The sequence below is a fragment of the Streptomyces sp. MAR4 CNX-425 genome, from assembly GCF_048656465.1.
Taxonomy (GTDB): Bacteria; Actinomycetota; Actinomycetes; order Streptomycetales; family Streptomycetaceae; genus Streptomyces.
In genome coordinates this window covers 302,453-318,495 of record NZ_JBMDLF010000009.1, presented here as the reverse complement: position 1 = coordinate 318,495, position 16,043 = coordinate 302,453, and the positions used below count along the sequence as shown (strand labels likewise).

17 protein-coding genes and 1 pseudogene are annotated in these 16,043 nt (G+C 74.2%); 1 reads left to right on the top strand and 17 read right to left on the bottom strand.

From position 1 onward, the window contains the following. The first annotated feature begins 127 nt into the window (after positions 1 to 127). Positions 128 to 874: a murein hydrolase activator EnvC family protein gene (locus ACHZ99_RS25000; RefSeq protein WP_420306970.1), complete on the top strand. Its 747-nt coding sequence runs from the start codon at positions 128 to 130 to the stop codon at positions 872 to 874. 24 nt (positions 875 to 898) lie between these two features. On the opposite strand, the gene ACHZ99_RS24995 is transcribed toward ACHZ99_RS25000, so the two are convergent. The 17 genes and pseudogenes from ACHZ99_RS24995 to proS all read right to left on the bottom strand — a co-directional run bounded on the left by ACHZ99_RS24995 (position 899) and on the right by proS (position 16,018). Next, the gene (locus tag ACHZ99_RS24995; protein ID WP_420307010.1) at positions 899 to 1,453 is read right to left on the bottom strand and encodes a TetR/AcrR family transcriptional regulator; all 555 of its coding nucleotides are present in this window, start codon (positions 1,451 to 1,453) and stop codon (positions 899 to 901) included. A gap of 51 nt (positions 1,454 to 1,504) precedes the next feature. Then, positions 1,505 to 2,314 (bottom strand): RNA polymerase sigma factor WhiG, encoded by an 810-nt coding sequence (gene whiG / locus ACHZ99_RS24990; protein ID WP_420306969.1) that lies wholly within the window; start codon positions 2,312 to 2,314, stop codon positions 1,505 to 1,507. A gap of 319 nt (positions 2,315 to 2,633) precedes the next feature. Then, complete coding sequence (gene dprA, locus ACHZ99_RS24985; protein WP_420306968.1) at positions 2,634 to 4,046, bottom strand: DNA-processing protein DprA; 1,413 nt, start codon at positions 4,044 to 4,046, stop codon at positions 2,634 to 2,636. Beyond that, complete coding sequence (locus tag ACHZ99_RS24980; protein WP_420306967.1) at positions 4,043 to 5,665, bottom strand: YifB family Mg chelatase-like AAA ATPase; 1,623 nt, start codon at positions 5,663 to 5,665, stop codon at positions 4,043 to 4,045. The genes dprA and ACHZ99_RS24980 overlap by 4 nt, the downstream gene beginning before the upstream one ends. Then, the gene (locus ACHZ99_RS24975; RefSeq protein ID WP_420306966.1) at positions 5,665 to 6,027 is read right to left on the bottom strand and encodes a YraN family protein; all 363 of its coding nucleotides are present in this window, start codon (positions 6,025 to 6,027) and stop codon (positions 5,665 to 5,667) included. The genes ACHZ99_RS24980 and ACHZ99_RS24975 overlap by 1 nt, the downstream gene beginning before the upstream one ends. Before the next feature lie 116 nt (positions 6,028 to 6,143). Further along, a complete protein-coding gene (locus ACHZ99_RS24970; RefSeq protein WP_018839619.1) occupies positions 6,144 to 6,461 on the bottom strand; it encodes a DUF2469 domain-containing protein in 318 nt (105 codons plus the stop codon). Beyond that, positions 6,458 to 7,216: a signal peptidase I gene (lepB, locus tag ACHZ99_RS24965; RefSeq protein ID WP_420306965.1), complete on the bottom strand. Its 759-nt coding sequence runs from the start codon at positions 7,214 to 7,216 to the stop codon at positions 6,458 to 6,460. Before lepB (ACHZ99_RS24965) ends, ACHZ99_RS24970 begins: the two co-directional genes overlap by 4 nt. Before the next feature lie 307 nt (positions 7,217 to 7,523). Continuing rightward, positions 7,524 to 8,657 carry a signal peptidase I gene (gene lepB / locus ACHZ99_RS24960; RefSeq protein WP_420306964.1) on the bottom strand — a complete coding sequence of 378 codons (1,134 nt, stop codon included), beginning with the start codon at positions 8,655 to 8,657 and terminating at the stop codon, positions 7,524 to 7,526. Positions 8,658 to 8,920: 263 nt separating this feature from the next. Further along, a pseudogene (gene lepB, locus ACHZ99_RS24955) lies at positions 8,921 to 9,892 on the bottom strand (signal peptidase I); the annotation flags it as partial. Next, positions 9,882 to 10,604 (bottom strand): signal peptidase I, encoded by a 723-nt coding sequence (lepB, locus tag ACHZ99_RS24950; RefSeq protein WP_420306963.1) that lies wholly within the window; start codon positions 10,602 to 10,604, stop codon positions 9,882 to 9,884. The gene lepB (ACHZ99_RS24950) and the pseudogene lepB (ACHZ99_RS24955), both read right to left, overlap by 11 nt. A gap of 46 nt (positions 10,605 to 10,650) precedes the next feature. Further along, a complete protein-coding gene (gene rplS / locus ACHZ99_RS24945; RefSeq protein WP_420306962.1) occupies positions 10,651 to 10,998 on the bottom strand; it encodes a 50S ribosomal protein L19 in 348 nt (115 codons plus the stop codon). A 135-nt stretch (positions 10,999 to 11,133) separates the two neighbouring features. Next, a complete protein-coding gene (gene trmD, locus ACHZ99_RS24940) occupies positions 11,134 to 11,943 on the bottom strand; it encodes a tRNA (guanosine(37)-N1)-methyltransferase TrmD (protein ID WP_420306961.1) in 810 nt (269 codons plus the stop codon). Next, positions 11,940 to 12,470, bottom strand: coding sequence for a ribosome maturation factor RimM (rimM, locus tag ACHZ99_RS24935; RefSeq protein ID WP_420306960.1), 531 nt, complete (start codon positions 12,468 to 12,470; stop codon positions 11,940 to 11,942). Before rimM ends, trmD begins: the two co-directional genes overlap by 4 nt. Before the next feature lie 181 nt (positions 12,471 to 12,651). Then, positions 12,652 to 12,891: an RNA-binding protein gene (locus tag ACHZ99_RS24930; protein ID WP_027771538.1), complete on the bottom strand. Its 240-nt coding sequence runs from the start codon at positions 12,889 to 12,891 to the stop codon at positions 12,652 to 12,654. A 2-nt stretch (positions 12,892 to 12,893) separates the two neighbouring features. Beyond that, positions 12,894 to 13,388 (bottom strand): 30S ribosomal protein S16, encoded by a 495-nt coding sequence (gene rpsP, locus ACHZ99_RS24925; RefSeq protein WP_420306959.1) that lies wholly within the window; start codon positions 13,386 to 13,388, stop codon positions 12,894 to 12,896. A 344-nt stretch (positions 13,389 to 13,732) separates the two neighbouring features. After that, positions 13,733 to 14,323, bottom strand: coding sequence for a hypothetical protein (locus tag ACHZ99_RS24920; RefSeq protein ID WP_420306958.1), 591 nt, complete (start codon positions 14,321 to 14,323; stop codon positions 13,733 to 13,735). Positions 14,324 to 14,590: 267 nt separating this feature from the next. Beyond that, the gene (proS, locus tag ACHZ99_RS24915; RefSeq protein WP_420306957.1) at positions 14,591 to 16,018 is read right to left on the bottom strand and encodes a proline--tRNA ligase; all 1,428 of its coding nucleotides are present in this window, start codon (positions 16,016 to 16,018) and stop codon (positions 14,591 to 14,593) included. Positions 16,019 to 16,043: the final 25 nt, after the last annotated feature.

Genomic DNA, 16,043 nt, shown 5'->3' with positions numbered 1-16,043 from the left:
CCGGGCTCCCGGGCTCGCAAGATCCCGCCCCCGCGCCCGAAGCCCCAGTTGTCCACAACCGGCCGGTAATCCACAGTTTCCGCCCCTGATCCCCCACCCCACCTCCCACCCCGCCAAGCTGTCCTCCATGAACGGACGACGCGCCCCCCGCACGGCCGGCACACCCGGCGCAACCGCGGACGGCGCGGCGCCCGGGCCGGCGGCCGCCGCCGGCACCGGCCCGGGGCGGACGGGGGACGCACCGGGCCGGGTGCTGCGGCGCCTGCTCGTCGCCGGGCTCGCCACGGCCCTGATCACGGGCGCCTGGCACACGCCCCCGTTCACGACGACCAGCACGCAGGAGGTGGAGGAGGCGGGTGGGGAGGGGGCGGGGGGCGGGGCGGAGAACGGGGTGGCCGGGGTGGGGGACGTGGCGTGGCCGGTGGACGGGGGTGCGCGGGGGCGGCCGGTGGTGGTGCGGGGCTTCGAGCCGCCCGCTTCGCCGTACGGGCCGGGGCACCGCGGGGTCGATCTGCGCGCCGGTGCGGGGCGGCCGGTGCGGGCGGCGGCCGCGGGCCGGGTGTCGTTCGCGGGGCGGGTGGCGGGGCGCGGGGTGCTGGCCGTCGATCATCCGGGGACGGGCCGGCCGCCGCTGCGGACGACGTACGAGCCGGTGCTGCCCGCGGTGCGGAAGGGGGCGAGGGTGGTGGCCGGGCAGGTGGTGGGGCATGTGGCGGGCGGCCCGTACCACTGTGCGACGGTCTGTCTCCACTGGGGACTGCGCCGCGGCCCGGCCTATCTCGATCCGCTGTCGCTGCTGCCGCCCCGGCTGCTCACGGCCGGTCATCCCCGGCTGCTGCCGGTGTTCGGGAGGCCGCCGCCGGCCGGCGGCTGACGGCGCGGGGCGCCGTCGGCGGGGTCAGCGGGCCGCGCCGTGGAGTGCGACGGCGACGGCCGTGTCGGCGACGGTCCCGGGGGCGTCCACGCCGAGCTCGATGCGCCGGACGGCCGCGTCGACGACACCTTGCAGCAGGGTGGCGGCGAGGCGGGGCTCGTCGTGGCCGAGGTCCGCGAGGGCCTCGACGACCATGGTGATCAGTCCGCCGTGCGCGGCGCGGATCTTCTCGCGGGCGCCGGCGTCCAGCTCGCCCGCGGAGATCGCGACGACGGCGCGGTGGCGGCGGTCGCCGACGAGCGCGAGCTGCGTGCGCACGTATGCCTCGACCTTTGCCGCGGGGGTGTCGGCGCGGTCCATGGCCGCTTCCACGTCGGCGGCCCAGCGCGGGAAGTCGACGGCGCAGAGTTCCTCGACGACGGCGGCCCGGCTGCGGAAGTACTCGTAGACCGACGAGCGCGCGAGGCCGGTGCGCTCGGCGAGGGCGGCGAAGGTCAGCGCTTCGGTGCCGCCTTCGCCGAGGAGTTCGCGCGCGGCGTCGAGCAGCGCGCGGTGCTGCATGGTCCGGTGCTCGGCCACGGAGGCCGCTCGAATCTTCGGCACGGTCCAACTTTAGACGGTGGTGGCGCTTCAGCCGCTGGAGTCGGCCAGCTTGGCGCGCAGCTGCAGGACGGACTTGGTGTGGATCTGGCTCACCCTGCTCTCGGTGACGCCGAGCACCTGGCCGATCTCGGCGAGGGTGAGGCCCTCGTAGTAGTAGAGGGTGACCACGGTCTTCTCCCGGTCGGGCAGGGTGTTCACGGCGCGGGCGAGCAGTCTGCGCAGCTCGCGGTCCTCGGCGACCTCGACGGGGTTGTCGGCGGCGGTGTCTTCGAGGGTGTCCATGAGGCTGAGCCGGTCGCCGTTGTCGGAGCTGACGTGCAGCAGCTCTTCGAGGGCGACGACGTTGGCGAGGGAAAGCTGGCTGAAAACGCCGTGCAGGTCCTCCAGCCGGATGCCCATCTCCGCGGCCACCTCGGCTTCCGAGGGGGTGCGGCGGAGGGCGGCTTCGAGGGTGGCGTAGGCGCGTTCGACGGCCCGGGCCTTCTGCCGTACGGAGCGGGGGATCCAGTCCAGCGCCCGCAGTTCGTCGATCATCGCGCCGCGGATGCGGGTGATGGCGTATGTCTCGAACTTGATGGCGCGCTCGGGGTCGAACTTCTCGATGGCGTCGATGAGTCCGAAGACTCCGGAGGAGACGAAGTCGGCCTGTTCCACGTTGGGCGGCAGGCCGACGCTGACGCGCCCGGCCACGTATTTCACGAGGGGGGAGTAGTGCAGGATCAGCTGCTCGCGCAGCCGGCCGTCACGCGTCTCCTTGTACGACCGCCACAGCTCGTCCACCGAGGAGGGTGCTGTGCGTGGTGCGGCACGGTCGGACCCGGAGATGTGCTGGGGCATGCGTCGTCGCCTTGAACCGTTCTGGTGGGGGACGGGGTTCGGTGGGCTGAGGGGGAAGGTGGGCGGCGGGGGGAGGAAGGGGAGCGGGGAGGGTGCGGTGGTGGGGGAAGTGAGGGAACGTTCCGCGAGCGTAGCGTGACCGTACGGTCGCATTCTGCGACTGACGGCTCTTCATGAGTACGCAGATTCGTTCCGCGCACCGCACCTGCGGGTTATGGGGAGGTCACGGCGGGGGGACGGCCGCCGTGGTGCCGGGTGGGGGTGGGTTTGCATCTCCTCCACCCTTTCACCCGAACGTCCCAGGTCAAGGAACGGCTCGTCACCTGATGGGGTGCTCGCTCGGGCGCCGGGCCAGCCGCCAGCCGGTGCCGTCGCGGGCGACGAAGCCGAGGGACTGCAGCTCATGAAGCCTGCCCAAGGCTTCGTCGCGCTCCGTGCCCGCCTCGTGTGCGATCTGTTCGGGCGGGGCGGTGCCTCTTCCGGGGACTGCTTCGAGCACGCGTGCGGTGGCGGCCGGGAGCAGATCGCGTGGTACGACGGGGCCGCGCCGGACCGGTGCGAGGTCGGCGCCGATGTTTCCGACGAGTTCGGCGACCTCGGCGGCCTCGGTGACCAGTTCCGCTCCGCCGCGCAGCAGCTCGTGCACTCCCGCGGAGAGTCCTGAGGTGACCGGGCCCGGGATTCCCATGGTCGGGCGGCCGAGCCGCTGCGCCCAGCGGGCGGTGACGAGGGAGCCGCTGCGGCGCTCGGCTTCGACGACGACGGTGCCGCGGGTGAGGGCGGCCATGACGCGGTTGCGCAGGAGGAACCGCGAGCGGGTGGGGTGGTCACCGGGGGCGAGTTCGGCGACGACCAGTCCCTGGTCGGCGACGCGGCCGAGGAGTTCGGTGTGGCCGGGCGGGTAGACGCGGTCGACTCCGCAGGCCAGGACGCCGACGGTGGCGCCGGTGGCGGCGAGTGCGCCGCGGTGGGCGGCGGCGTCGACGCCGTAGGCGGCGCCGGAGACGACGGCCCATCCGGCGTGGGCGAGGCCGGCGGCGAGGGTGGCGGCGACGTGTGCGCCGTATTCGGTGCAGGCGCGGGCGCCGACGACGGCGACGGACCGCAGGGCGCACAGCCGCAGGTCGACGCGGCCGCGGACCCACAGGCCGAGGGGCCGGGCGGCGGCGAGGTCGTCGAGCTGGCGGGGCCATTCGGTGTCGCCGGGGCAGACGAACCGCGCTCCGGCGGCTTCGGCGGCGGCGAGGTCCTGCCGGGCGTCGGGTCCGCCGAGGCGGCGCCGGTACCGGGCGAGCCGGGGTTCGGCCGCGGGTGCGGGCGGCGGGGCGTCGCCGGTGATCCAGCGCAGCAGTGCCACGGCTCCGTGGGTGCGCAGCCACCGTCCGGCGTCCTCGTCGCCGGGTTCCACCAGGCGGGTCAGCGCCACCCTCGCCAGCCGCTCCGCGTCGTCCCCGGAGGGGCCGGCGGGGGCGACGGGGGCGGCGGGGGCGGCGGGGGGTGCTGCGGGCGCCCGGGCGCTCCCCGGGCGGCCGGTGGCCGGTCGGGTCGGCTCGGCGATCTCGGCCGGCTGTGCGTTCCGGTCGTCGTCGACCGGCGTGTCCTGGGCGTCGGGTGGCGGCTCCGCCGGGGTTCCGTCCGGCCGTTCCGCCGGGGGAACGGCCGGCGTCCGCGCCGGTACGTCGCCCGGCAGGGCGCTCCGCGGCTTCCATGTGGGCTTCGGGGTGGTGTTCATTGGGCGGGCTCCACGGGTGCCGGGATGCGGGCGCCGCGGGGCACCCCGGTGCGCAGTTCCAGGGCGGCGGCCACGTCCTCGGGCCCCGGCAGGTCGTTTCCCGCGAGGTCGGCGATGGTCCAGGCGACGCGGAGGACGCGGTCGAGGCCGCGGGCGGTGAGCAGGCCGCGTTCCAGGTCGCGTTCGGCGGGGGCGAGGACGCCGGGGGCGGGGTGCCAGCGGCGGCGCAGCTCGTGGCCGGGGACTTCGCCGTTGGTGCGCCAGGCGGTGCCCTCGTAGCGGGTGGCGGCGCGGGCGCGGGCGGCGCGTACGCGGGCGGCCGCGGCGGCGGTGGGTTCGGCGGGTTCGGCGGCGGCGGAGAGTTCCGCGCGGCTGACGGCGTCGACGGCGACGCGGAGGTCGACGCGGTCGAGGAGGGGGCCGGTGAGTCTGCTCTGGTAGCGGCGGATGGCCGTGGGCGGGCATTCGCAGCCGCCTTCCTGGCGGGTGAAGCGGCCGCAGGGGCAGGGGTTGGCCGCGAGGACCATGAGGAAGCGGGCGGGGAACTGCACGACGCCCGCGCTGCGGGCGACCACGACGTGCCCGGACTCCAGGGGTTGTCGGAGGGCGTCGAGGATCCGCCCACTGAACTCCGGCGCTTCGTCGAGGAAGAGCACCCCGCGGTGGGCGAGGGAGACCGCTCCGGGTTTCGGCAGGGCGTTGCCGCCGCCGACGAGGGCGGGCAGCGTCGCGGAGTGGTGCGGGGCGGCGTAGGGGGCTTCGCCGACGAGTGGCGGGCCGGCGGGGAGGGTGCCGGCCACGGAGTGGATCGCGGTCACTTCGAGCGATTCGGTCTCCGTCAGCGGCGGCAGCAGTCCGGGCAGCCGTTCGGCGAGCATCGTCTTGCCTGCTCCGGGCGGGCCTGTGAGGTAGAGGTGGTGGCCGCCGGCGGCGGCGACTTCGAGGGCGAAGCGGGCCCGGTGCTGCCCGGCGACGTCGGCGAGGTCGGGCCGGTACGCCCCGGGGCCGACGGCGGCCGGGGTGCACCAGCCGGCGCCGGGGACGGCGAGGCGGGTCGCGGTGGTCGGCGGGCCGGTGTCGGGGTCGGCGGGCTCGTCCGGGGGTGGCTCGTCGTTGAGGACGGCGATGAGCTGCCGCAGGCTGCGGACGCCGAGGACGGAGACGTCGGGCACGAGGGTGGCCTCGCCGGCGGCGGCTTCGGGGACGACGACCTGGCGGCAGCCGGCGTCGGCGGCCGCGAGGACGGCGGGCAGGACGCCGGGCACGGGCCGGACGCGGCCGTCGAGGCTCAGCTCGCCGACCATGACGAGCCCGGCGAGTGCGTCGGGGGCGATGCGTCCGGCGGCGCCGAGGGTGGCGCAGGCGATGCCGAGGTCGAAGCCGCTGCCGGATTTGGGTACGGCGGCGGGGCTGAGGCCGACGGTGAGTTTTTTCTGCGGCCAGTCGACGCCGGAGTTGACGACGGCGGCGCGGACCCGGTCGCGGCTTTCGGTGAGGCTCTTGTCCGGGAGGCCGACGAGGGTGAAGGTGGCGACGCCGGGCTCCAGGTCGGCCTGGACCTCGACGACGACGCCTTCGACGCCGAGGAGGGCGACCGCGCACGTGCGGGCGAATCCCATCAGGCGGCCCCCCGTACGTGCTCGACGACGGGGGCGCCGCGCTCGGGGAGCACGACGCCGACGACGTCGATCCGGATGCCGCCCGGCGGTGCGCCGCCGTGCCGCAGCGCCCACGCTTCGGCGAGCCGGCGCAGCCGGTCGGCCTTGGCCGGGGGCACGCCGGCCATCGGGTGTTCCCAGCCGCCTTCCCGTCGGGTCTTGACCTCGCAGACGACGAGGGCTTCGCCGTCGAGCGCGACGATGTCGATCTCGCCGTGGCCGCATCGCCAGTTCCGCGCGAGGACGGTCATCCCCGCCTCGGCGAGACGTCGCTCCGCGATCCGTTCCCCGTACTGTCCGAGCGCCTGCCGCTGCTTCGGCATCCGGCACCACCTCCCGCGTCCGACTGTGTCGTGCCGCGGGAAACCTTGTGGATCTTGGTGGATTACCGGCCGGTTGTGGACAACCCCCTCACCCGTCGGGGTGAGAGCCGGGGGGCTCAGCCGAGGTCGTCGGAGGGAAGCTCCAGGTCGGACTTGCTCAGCTCCTCGATGTTCACGTCCTTGAACGTGAGCACCCGCACCTGCTTGACGAAGCGGGCCGGCCGGTACATGTCCCAGACCCAGGCGTCCGCCATGGACACCTCGAAGAAGACCTCGCCCTGGACCGAGTGGACCTGCATCTCGTAGTCGTTGGTGAGGTAGAAACGCCGCTCGGTCTCGATCACGTATTTGAACAAGCCGACGACGTCGCGGTACTCCCGGTAGAGCTTCAGCTCCATCTCGGTCTCGTACTTCTCGAGGTCCTCGGCGCTCATGGCACGTTCCCCTTCCGCCTGTGCGTGACCCCATTGTGCGTCGCCCGGGCGCGACGGGCCCGGGCATAGCCGGAAACCGGCCCGTAGGCCGCGCCGCCCAGGATCAGCGCCGCCCCGGCGACGACCGCGAGCAGCAGCATCGGCAGCGGCCCGGGCTCGGAGATCCCGCCGGGGAGCGACGCGAAGCCGTCCGGGCGGTCCAGCATGCCCGCGCTGCCGAGCGGCCACGCCGTCGCGTCGACCCGGCCCTTGACGGCGTCGCGGGGTATGGCGCCGCCGCCGGACTCGGCCAGGTGGTTGCGGGAGTCGACGGAGTCGCCCCGGTGGTCGCCGAGCAGGAAGATCCTGCCCTCCGGCACGACGGTCGCGGGGAAGTCCTCCTGGGCGGCGCGCTCACCGTCCGTGACGTACGGCTCCGCCACCGGGGTGCCGCCGACCGTCAGCCGCCCCTTGCCGTCGCAGCAGCGGACCGTGTCCCCGCCGACCGCGACGACCCTCTTGACCATGGGCAGGTCGCTCCACGCCGCGTTCTCGAAGACGACCACGTCGCCGCGGCGCACCTCGTCGCCGGAGATCCGTTCGGCCAGCACCCGGTCGCCGGATTCGACGGTGGGCGCCATGGAGGGGGTCGGCACGGTGTACGGCTGGTACACCACGGCGCCCCAGGCGAAGCCGCCGAGGAACAGCACGCACCCGACGGCCACGGCAAGGCCCGACAGCACGTTCCCCCTGCGACCGGCTCCGCTGCTGCTCATGGCCGCACACTACCCAGAGGTCCGGCGGCCAGTCAGCCCGCCCGGTAACCCTTCCCGGCCCGCGCGGCCCGCTGCCGCCGGCGGCGCCGCGCTGGCCGGTGAAGGCGCAGGTCAGGCCGGGTGGCGCGGGCGGACGGGGCGTCGCCGCCCCGCGGCCACGTCACCCGGACGGCCCCGTGGCCCCGTAGCCCGGCAACGCCAGCCCGGCAAGGCGAGCCCGGTAACGCCGCCGCCGGTCGCCCGGTGGCCCCGCGGCCCGCGGACCCCCGGCAGCGGGCCGCCCGCCGCCCGAGGGCTCCCGCCGCGGTCAGTCGTTCAGGTCCGCCTTGCGGATCAGCCGGCGCCGCCGCCACAGCACCAGCGGCACCGCCCCCGCCAGCCCCAGCGCGGCCGGTGCGGCGCCCGCGGCGGCGTTCAGCCCGGGCTGGTCGAAGGTGCCCGGCACCGGCAGCGTGCCCCAGCGGTCGATCGGCCAGGCCCGGGCGATGGCCCGGCCGACGACCAGGTCCTCGTCGACGAAGCCCTGGTCCGGCGACTTCTCGTGGTACCGCGAGTCGAGGGAGTCCTGCCGGTGGTCGCCCATCACCCACAGCTTGCCCTCCGGGACCTTGACCGGCCCGAAGTCGTTGTCCTCGCAGGGGGTGTCGCCGGGGAAGATGTACGACGTCTCGTCGAGCGCCTTGCCGTTGACCTTCACCGGGCCGACGCCCTTGCACTCCACGGTGTCGCCGCCGACCGCGATGACGCGCTTGATGAGGTCCTGCTCCTCCGCCGAGGGCATCAGGCCGATGAAGCTCAGGCCCTTCTGGATGCCTTCGAGTACGGGCCCGGAGTCCGACGGCGGCGCCTCGTTCAGCCAGCCGCCCGGGTCGTGGAAGACGACGACCTCGCCGCGCTCCGGCTCGGCGCCGAACCACGGCGTGAGCTTGTCCACCAGCACGCGGTCGCCGACCTGGAGCGTGTTCTGCATGGAGTTGGAGGGGATGGAGAACGCCTGGACCAGGAACGTCTTGATGATCAGCGCGAGCACCAGCGCGACGAGGATGAGGATCGGCAGCTCTTTCCAGAAGGAGCGCTGCTTCTTCTGGCCGGCCCCGGCCCTGCCGGCGTCGGCGGCGCCGTCACCCCCGTCCGGCCCGTCCGTGCCGTCCGGACCGCCCGTGCCGCCGCCCGCGCCGCCGTCGCTCACCGGTCCCGCTTCCGCCGCCGCAGGACCGCCGGAACCGCCGGGAGCACCCGGGCCGCCGCCCGCCGCACCCGGCGGCGGGACGTCGCCCTTGGCGAGGGAGGTGGGGTGGGCGCCGTCTGCGGGGGCGTCCGCCGGGGAGTCCGCCGGCGGCCCCGGAGGGCCGCCGGGAGGACCGTCGGCCGGCTGTTGCGCACGCTCCTGACCGGGCCTGTCTTCGGGACCCTCGTGACCGGACCGGGCGCTGACTGCCACGTCCCCCACATCCACTCCTCACCTTGCCGCTGCCTGCCCCGGGTCAGGTGCAGGCCCACCACTCCCATAACGAGCGAAAGTTCCGCAGGAGTCGGGAGGCGGTCCATTCGGCGCACTTCTTTTGAGGACACCATATTCGCCCGCTCGTCGGATTCCGGAACCGAGGCATAGGTATCCGGAGAGTCAAACTTGTCCCAATGGCCGAGGGGCCAGGCGATGGCCATGGCTCTGCCGACGACGTCCTCCTCCGCGATCGTGCCGTGGTACGGACTGTCCAGGTGGTAGCGCGAGTCGGCGGAGTTGGAGCGGTGGTCGCCCATGACGAAGATCCGGCCGTCCGGCACGGTCACGTCGAAGGTGCGCTGCGACGGCTTGTCCCCCGGGTGCAGGTACGGCTCCACCAGGGCCCTGCCGTTGACCGTGACCCGCCCCGCGTCGTCGCAGCAGACGACCCGGTCGCCGCCGACCGCCACGACCCGCTTGATGAGGTCCTTCTCGTGCTCCGAGGGCAGCAGGCCGATGAACGTCAGCACGTCCTTGGCCTGGGCGATGACCACCGGGTCGTCGAGCCGGTCCTCCTCCCGGTTGCTGAGCCAGCCGCCGGGGTCCTTGAAGACCACGATGTCGCCGCGCTCCGGCTTCGCCCCGAACCAGGGGGTGAGCTTGTCCACCACGACCCGGTCGCCGATCCGGATCGTCTGCTCCATCGACCCGGAGGGGATGACGAACGCCTGGAGCAGGAAGGTCTTGACCCCCAGCGCGATCAGCAGGGCCGCGCCGAGGATGATCGGGATCTCCCTTATCCGCGAGCGTCTTCTGCGCCGGCGCGCCCGCTGGGCCGCCTTCCGGCGCTCCGCCCGCCCGCCGGTCCGCGGGCCCGGCTCGCCGTCGTCCGGCTGCCGGCGGTCCCGGCTCCGGCCGGGCGGGCCGTCCTGCGGGGGCTCCTCGCGGGGCCGGTGCGGGCCGGCGGGGCCGTCCGGGCCGCCGGGCGGGTACGGGTCGCGGGGGGCGCCCCGGGCGCCGGGGGCGTACGGGCCGGGGGGTCCTCCTCCGGGGGCGTACGGATCGGGACGGGCGTACGGATCAGGGTCGCGGGGTCCGCCGCCGGGCCCGTACGGATCACGGGATCCGCCGCCGGGCCCGTACGGATCAGGGGGTCCGCCGCCGCGGCCCCGGCCCGGGCCGTGCCCGTCCCCCGGGCCGCCGCCGGTGTGCCACCCGTGGCTACCCCCCATATGTCGGCCGCCCGAGGGAACCCACGCGGTCCGGCGGCCACCCCCGCCAGTCCGCCCTGCCGATCACCTTGTCCACCGACACCGTGCCGCCGCCGGGCGACCCGAGGTGGTCGCGGGAGTCGCGGGAGTCGCTGCGGTGGTCGCCCATGACCCACAGCCGGTCCGGCGGCACGATCACGTCGAACTCGACCAGCGACGGGGCGTCGCCCGGATACAGGTAGGCCCGCTCGTCGAGCGGCTCTCCGTTCACCGTCACCCTCCCCCGTGCGTCGCAGCAGGCCACCCGGTCGCCGCCGACGCCGATCACGCGTTTCACGTAGTCGGTGCCGTCGGACTCCGCGAGGCCGGTGGCCGCTCCGGCCTCGCGCAGCAGGTCCGGCACCGGGCCCCCGCCGCCGGCGGCGGCGGCGAAGGTTCCGGTGCCGTCGAAGACCACAACGTCTCCGCGCTTCGGTTCGTCCCCGAACGCGTAAGCGAGCTTGTTGACCAATACCCGGTCACCGGGCTGGAGAACCGGCTCCATGGAACTGCTCGGCACCAGGAAGGGCTGGACGACGAAGGCGCTGATGAGCAGACCGACGACGGTGCATCCGGCCGCGAGGGCGAGGCCCCAGCGCAGCGGACGGACAAAAGAGGAGCGCGATGTCCCCTCCCGCCCGGACTCCGGGGAGGAGGAGTCGTCGCGCTCCTCGGGCCGCCGCTCAGTGTCCATCGCAGCGAAGCCTAATATGGCCGTTCGTCCGCGTGGACCGGGCGTGTCAGCTCTCGCGCTTCTCCTTGATCTTCGCGGCCTTGCCGCGGAGTTCGCGCAGGTAGTACAGCTTGGCGCGGCGGACCTGGCCGCGGGTCACGAGCTCGATCTTCTCGACGATCGGGGTGTGCACCGGGAAGGTGCGCTCGACGCCGACGCCGAAGCTCACCTTGCGGACGGTGAAGGTCTCGCGGATCCCGGCGCCCTGCCGACGGATGACGACACCCTTGAACTGCTGGACACGGGAGCGGTTGCCCTCGATGACGCGCACGTGCACGTTGACCGTGTCGCCGGGCCGGAAGGCCGGGATGTCGCTGCGCAGGGAGGCTGCGTCGACGCTTTCGAGAAGGTTCATGGCCGTCTGCTTTCTTCGTCGATGCCACAGGTCATCGACAAGAGTCCGAGGTGGGACAGAGGGTGCTGCAGCGTCGTACGGACGTCATGTCCCCCTGTGGCAGGGGCGCCGCGTCGGACGGCAGGCAGCAGCCGCCTATTCTTCCACGTCGCCGCCCGTACGCCAAAATCGTCCGGCGCCGTCCTCGGTCCAGCCGAGTGCGGCGAGGAGCGCCCGGTCGTCCTTGTCGTACGTCCCGGGGGCGGCCCGTTCGATCAGGTCGGGGCGGATCTCGGCGGTGCGGCGCAGCGCCTGGTCGCGGCGCCAGCGGGCGATGCGGGCGTGGTCGCCGCTGAGCAGCACGTCGGGTACGGGCCGGCCGCGCCAGTCGGGGGGCTTGGTGTAGACGGGGCCCTCCAGGAGGTCGGCCATGGCGCCGGGGGCGAAGGAGTCGTCGCGGTGGGAGGCGGCGTTGCCGAGGACGCCGGGGAGCAGCCGTACGACGGCCTCGGCGATGACGAGGACGGGGGCCTCGCCGCCGGCGAGGACGTAGTCGCCGATGGACACCTCGTGCAGGCGGTGGCGGCCGGCGTACTCCTCGATCAGGCGGCGGTCGATGCCCTCGTAGCGGGCGGGGGCGAAGACCAGCCAGGGCTCGGCGGCCAGCTCCGCGGCGAGCTCCTGGGTGAAGGGCCGGCCGCTGGGGGTGGGGACGACGAGCACCGGGTCGCCGGGTCCGGAGCCGGCGACGGCGTCCAGGGCGGCGCCCCAGGGGCCGGGCTTCATGACCATGCCGGGGCCGCCGCCGTAGGGGGTGTCGTCGACGGTGCTGTGCCGGTCGGTGGCCCACTGGCGCAGGTCGTGGACGCGTACGTCGAGCAGGCCGCGCTCGATGGCCTTGCCGAGGAGCGAGAGCCGCAGCGGCTCCAGGTACGCGGGGAAGATCGAGACGACGTCGATCCTCACGCGGATCCCCCGCCCCCGGTCGCGTCCAGCAGCCCGGGCGGCGGCTCGACGACGACGCGCTGCGCGTCGAGGTCGACCTCGGGCACGATCTCGGCGACGAACGGGATCAGTACCTCGCCGCCGTCCGGCCGCGCCACGACCAGCAGGTCCTGGTACGGCAGGTGCGCCACCTCCGTGACGCGCCCCACCGCGGTGCCGTCGCGGAGCACGACGTCGAGGTCGGCGAGCTGGTGGTCGTAGAACTCCTCGGGGTCCTCGGGGGCCCGGCCGGGGTCCACGTCGGCGACGAGGAGGGTGTTGCGCAGGGCCTCGGCGGCGGTGCGGTCGGCGACGCCCTCGAAGCGCAGCAGGAGCCGCCCGCTGTGCACCCGCCCGGCGGCGACGGTCAGCGGCCCGGCGGACGCCGGGTCGGTGGTCAGGACGGCGCCGGGGGCGAGGCGCCGTTCGGGCTCGTCGGTGCGTACCTCGACGGTGACCTCGCCCTTGATCCCGTGGGCGCGGCCGATCCGCGCGACTACCAGCTGCACGGGTGCCTTCCTCTTCGTACGACGGGGCCGCCGCCGGCCGCTGCGCCCCGGGCCGCCGCCGCGGGTGTGCGGGGCGGGCGGGGGCGGCCGGGTGTCCGCGTACGGCGACGGGCCGGGGCGCCTGGCGGCCTCCCCGGCCCGTGCCGGTGACGACTGTTCCGCTGTGCCCCGCGGCGGCGGGTCAGCGGACCTGGTCCACGTCGACGAGGTCGACGCGGATGCCCCGGCCGCCGAGCGCGCCGACGACGGTGCGCAGGGAGCGCGCCGTGCGGCCGTTGCGGCCGATGACCTTGCCGAGGTCCTCGGGGTGCACCCGGACCTCCAGCACCCGCCCGCGGCGCAGGTTGCGGGAGCTGACCTCGACCTCGTCGGGGTTGTCGACGATGCCCTTCACCAGGTGCTCAAGGGCTTCTTCGAGCATCGTCAGGCCCCGGCGGCCTCGGCCGGGGCCTCGGCGGGCTCGGCGTCGGCCTTCTTCTCGGCCTTGTCAGTCTTGTCTGCCTTGTCCGCCTTCTCGGCCTTGTCGGACTTTCCGGCCTTCTTCGCCTTGGGGGTCACCGCGTTGCCCTTGGGCTCGTCGGCGGCGTCCTTGGCGGCGGCCTCGAAGAGGGCCCGCTTGTCGGCCTTCGGCTCCGGGACCTTCATCGGCTCGGGGGCCGGCAGGCCCTTGAACTTCTGCCAGTCGCCGGTGACCTTGAGGATGGCCAGCACCGGCTCGGTCGGCTGCGCGCCGACGCCCAGCCAGTACTGCGCCCGCTCCGAGTCGACCTCGATGCGCGAGGGGTTCTGGACCGGGTGGTACAGCCCGATCTCCTCGATGGCCCGGCCGTCACGGCGGGTGCGCGAGTCGGCGACGACGATGCGGTAGTGCGGCGACCGGATCTTGCCCAGCCGCTTCAGCTTGATCTTGACTGCCACGGGAGTGGTGTCTCCTGAAGTTGACGTGATTGGGCGGACCGAGGTGCTGCGTGGGGTTGCAGTGCCCTGGCGCCCGATGGACGCGCCAGCCGGAGGAGAGAGGGGTCCTGTGCGGCTGTCGAGTTCAGCTCACCATTGTGCCACACGGCTCCGACGGCTCCGCGGCCGCCCACGTGCGCCGTGACGCGCTGTGACGCGCCGTCGCGCGCTCCCGCACGCCGTCGTACGCCGCTGTCCGCCCTGCCGCGTCGTCGCACGCCTCATACCGCCCGCGGGTGCCCGCGAGGGCACGCCGGCCGGGCGGTACGGCGAGGGGGGTGGGGCGATCGGGAGCGCGGCCGGGGTCAGGCCGCCGCGGCGGTCTCCGGGATGCGGAACGGCTTGCCGCAGCCGCCGCACACGATCGGGGCCTGGGCCAGGACCGAGGGCACGACGCGGACGTTCCGTCCGCAGTCGCACACGGCCTTCACCCGCACACCGCCGCCCGACGACCCGTGCCGGGCCGCGGGACCGCGGAAGCTGCGCGGGCTGTCGGCGGCGGTGGCCGCGTCGTGCGCGCGCAGCGCCTTGCGGAGGCGCTCGCCGGCCGCGCGGTAGCGCTTCTTGGCGGCCGGGGTGAGGGTGACCAGGGAAAAACCGCTGGAGGGGTGGGGCTCGTCAGGGTGGTCGAGGCCCAGCTCCTCCGCGATGGCGAGGAAACGTCTGTTGTGGTAGCGGCCGGCCCGGGAGGTGTCCCTGACCCCGCGGGCCGCGGCAATGCCGTGAACGGCTTCGTGCAGGAGTCGCTCGAAGGACAGCTCCGCCCCGCAGGCGGACGAGGACTCCCCGATCAGTGATTCCGGGGCGGCGAGGTCCGGCAGCTCGGGGTGGTACCGCTGAATCTCGGCCCACGCGGCTGCCAGCTCCGCGGCAAGTACAAGTGGTGTCGTGCTCACGTCGGGACTAACGAGCGGAGTGCCTCCGGTGTTCCGATTCCCGGCATCCCAAATAATTTGCATCTACCCGTCAGTTCACAATGATGCGGTGGGGATGGGGGCGCCTGCGCTGATCTGTGGATGTGTGCCACTTAAATGATCAGGTCCCAACAAAGCCGTACGTGACCGCTTGCGCACCGGCATGCGACGTTCGCACCGTGCGTCCCGGCGGCCTCCCGGCCGCGCCCGGACCGCCCTCCCCCGGGGCGGCCCGAGCCCCCCGGACGATCAGTAGGCCCGGGCGACGACGGCGAGCGTACCGGGCTCGTCGTCCGCCCCCGGCACCGCCCCGTCCGCCGTCACCAGACAGCGCACCGACACGGCCCGCTCCGCCAGCTTCGCCTCGCCCTCCGGGCCGAGGTCCGCCCACGGGATACGGGCCCAGCCGCCGGACACCGCGACCTCGGCCGCCTCGGCGACCGTGCGCACGTCCGTCGTCCGGTCCTCGCGCATTCGACGTGACTCGCGCAGCAACCGTTCCTGATCCTCCTCAAGAATCTTCGGCAGCAGGGCGGCCTCCGCGTCGAGCAGGGCGGCCAGCGCCACCGGCTCTCTGGTGCCGGGCACCCGCCGGACCAGCGTCGCCGTGCCGTCGGCCAGGTCGCGCGGGCCGATCTCGACCCGTACGGGCACGCCCTTGAGCTCCCAGTCCACGGCCCGCCGGCCGAACGGCACGTCGACGCGGTCGTCGACCCGGACCCGTACGCCCGCGGCGGCCAGCCGGTCGGCGGCCTCGCGCACCCCGGCGAGCACGTCCTCGCCGTCCTTCACCGCCAGCACCACCGCCTGCACGGGCGCGAGCCGCGGCGGGACGCGCAGCCCGGCGTCGTCGCCGTGGACCATGACCATGCCGCCGACCATGCGGGTCGTGGAGCCCCAGGAGGTCTGCCACACGTGCTCGCGGGTGCCGTCCGCGGCGAGGTACCGGGTGCCGAAGGCCCGGGCGAAGTTCTGGCCCAGCTCGTGGCTGGTGCCCATCTGCAGCGCTTTGCCATCGCGCATCATCGCTTCGAGGGTCAGGGTGTTGAGCGCGCCGGCGAACCGCTCGGCGGCGGTCTTGCGGCCCGGGAGCACGTCGACCGCGAGCACGTTCACCATGAAGTCGGCGTACACGTCGCGCTGGATACGGGCCGCGTAGGCGCGCGCCTCCTCGTAGGTGGCGTGCGCGGTGTGCCCCTCCTGCCAGAGGAACTCCGTCGTGCGCAGGAACATGCGCGGCCGCAGCTCCCAGCGCACGACGTTGGCCCACTGGTTGATGAGCAGCGGCAGGTCGCGGTAGCTCTGCACCCACTTGGCGAAGTAGTCGTTGACGATGGTCTCGGAGGTGGGCCGGACCACGACCGGCTCCTGGAGCTCCTTGCCGCCGCCGTGGGTGACGACGGCCAGCTCGGGCGCGAAGCCCTCGACGTGCTCGGCCTCCCGGGCCAGGTAGGACTGCGGGATGAAGAGCGGGAAGTACGCGTTCTGCGCGCCCGCCGCCTTGATCCGGTCGTCCATCTCGCGCTGCGTGCGCTCCCACAGCCCGTACCCGTACGGTCGGATGACCATCGTGCCGCGCACCGGGCCGTTCTCGGCCAGCTCGGCCTTGGTGATCAGGTCCTGGTACCAGCGCGGGAAGTCGTCCGCCTGGGGGGTGAGTACGGGTGCCTTTGCCATGGCGGAGATCGTAGGGCGGGCCACG